This window comes from Mesorhizobium sp. M7A.F.Ca.US.005.03.2.1, from assembly GCF_003997795.1.
In the GTDB taxonomy this organism is placed as follows: domain Bacteria; phylum Pseudomonadota; class Alphaproteobacteria; order Rhizobiales; family Rhizobiaceae; genus Mesorhizobium; species Mesorhizobium ciceri.
On record NZ_RZRP01001088.1, the window covers coordinates 1 to 1,763 of the forward strand.

Here is a 1,763-nt window from a genome sequence, read left to right on the forward strand (position 1 = left end):
CGGCGGCAAATCGCCGCTCATCGTCTGCCGCGATGCCGACATCGACAAGGCGGTTCCGGTCGCCGCGATGGCTGTGTTCGTGCATTCGGGCCAGATCTGCATCGCCGGTTCGCGGCTTTTCGTGGCCCGCGAAATCCATGACGAATTCGTGCGCCGGGTCGCCGAGTTTGCCGGCAGGCTTCGCATCGGCCATGGCATCGAGGCGGAAACCGAAATCGGCCCGCTCATCAATGCCAGGCAGGCCGGCAAGGTGGTGGGCTATATCAAGGCCGGCCGCGACGAAGGCGCGGAACTGATGGCGGGCGGCTCGCGACTGACCGGCGGGCCCTACGACGGCGGCAATTTCATCGCGCCGACTGTCTTCGGTGCGGTGTCGGACAAGATGACCATCGCGCGTGAAGAGATCTTTGGTCCGGTGATTTCGGCGATGCCGTTCGACACGCTCGACGAAGCCGTGGCGCGGGCCAATGCGACGCCCTATGGCCTGGCGGCCGGCATTTTCACCAGTCATCTTGGCACCGCCCACAAGCTCGCCCGCCGCATCAAGGCCGGCTCGGTATGGGTCAACATGTACCACGCCATCGACCCGGCGGTGCCGTTCGGCGGCATGAAGATGTCCGGCTACGGCCGCGAGGGAGGCATCGAACATCTGCATGAATATCTGGAGACCAAGTCGATCTGGATCCAGACCGACTGAGGGTGCGCTGATATTCAGGAGAGGCCGGGCTGCCAATGGCGGCGTTCCCAACGCACCATTCTCGGCGCTCGTGCAAGGTGCCTGTCCGAAGGCGCGACGCTCAGTTTGCCAGTTCGCGCAAATTGGTGCGGATGAGGTTCATCAGCTGTTCGGAGAAGGAGTGGTGCACATAGCCCCGCGCGGTGATGATGCCGACCGAGCGGTGGGCGTCGCGATGGTCGATCGGCACCACCCGCATACGCTCGTCATTGCGCGAAATGGCGATGCCGGGCACCACGCAGACGCCAAGTCCCGAACACACCAGCGCCACCGCCGTCTGTGCGCTTTCGACCTCGTATTGCGGCTTGAACTCGATGCCTTCCGCCGCCGTCAGCCGATCGACAAGGCCGCGCACGGCGGTCTTGCGGCTGAGCAGGATGAGCGGATAGCGCAGCAGGTCCGAGAGCAGCAGCTTCTTTTCGCCACCGTATATTTCCGTGGGGATGCAGGCCATCAGCGGATCGTCGAGGATGGACTCGAACTGGAAGTCCGTCAGGTTTGGCAGTTCGGGGCCGATGTAGAACTCGACCTCCTGCTGTTGCAAAAGGCCAAGCGCGGCCTGCGGCGGGCTCTCGATGACCTCGACGATGCTGCGTGGATAGCGCAACTTGAATGTCGCCAGGATATCGCCCAGCCGGCTTGCCGCGAGCGTCGGGGCGCAGGCGATCTGCACTTTGCCCTTGCGCCGAGCGGCGACCTCCGTCAGGCGGTCGAGGCTGGTCTGCACCTGTGACATCACGTTGGCGATCTCCTCGAACAGGATCTGGCCTTCCGGCGTCAGGCTGGCACGCTGTGCGGTGCGGATGAACAGCGAGATGCCGATCTGCTCCTCAAGGTCGCGAATCTGCATCGAGACCGCCGATGGCGAACGGTTGCTCTCCTCGGCAGCACGTCGGAAGCTGCCGTTTTCGGCGGCAAGCAGGAACGTCTGCAGAAGTTTGAGGTTGACGCTGGGCATATCCGCTCGGGCAGGGTGATCTGACCCCTGACCTATTCAGACGCGGAACCGATTGCAAGGCAATAGGGC

The 1,763-nt window shown here is 63.6% G+C and carries 2 protein-coding genes; one reads left to right on the top strand and one right to left on the bottom strand.

Annotation, left to right across the window (positions count from 1 at the left end):
- On the top strand, positions 1-697 hold a 697-nt coding region (locus EN991_RS34915; protein WP_127370429.1), incomplete at its 5' end, for an aldehyde dehydrogenase family protein.
- Between the two features lie 100 nt (positions 698-797).
- Here the strand turns inward: EN991_RS34915 and EN991_RS34920 are convergent.
- A complete protein-coding gene (locus EN991_RS34920) occupies positions 798-1,694 on the bottom strand; it encodes a LysR family transcriptional regulator (protein WP_013533142.1) in 897 nt (298 codons plus the stop codon).
- Positions 1,695-1,763: the final 69 nt, after the last annotated feature.

What these genes read in the sequence shown, in the direction of transcription:
- EN991_RS34920 (WP_013533142.1), bottom strand. Translation starts at nt 1,694, where the DNA reads ATGCCCAGCGTCAACCTCAAACTTCTGCAGACGTTCCTGCTTGCCGCC.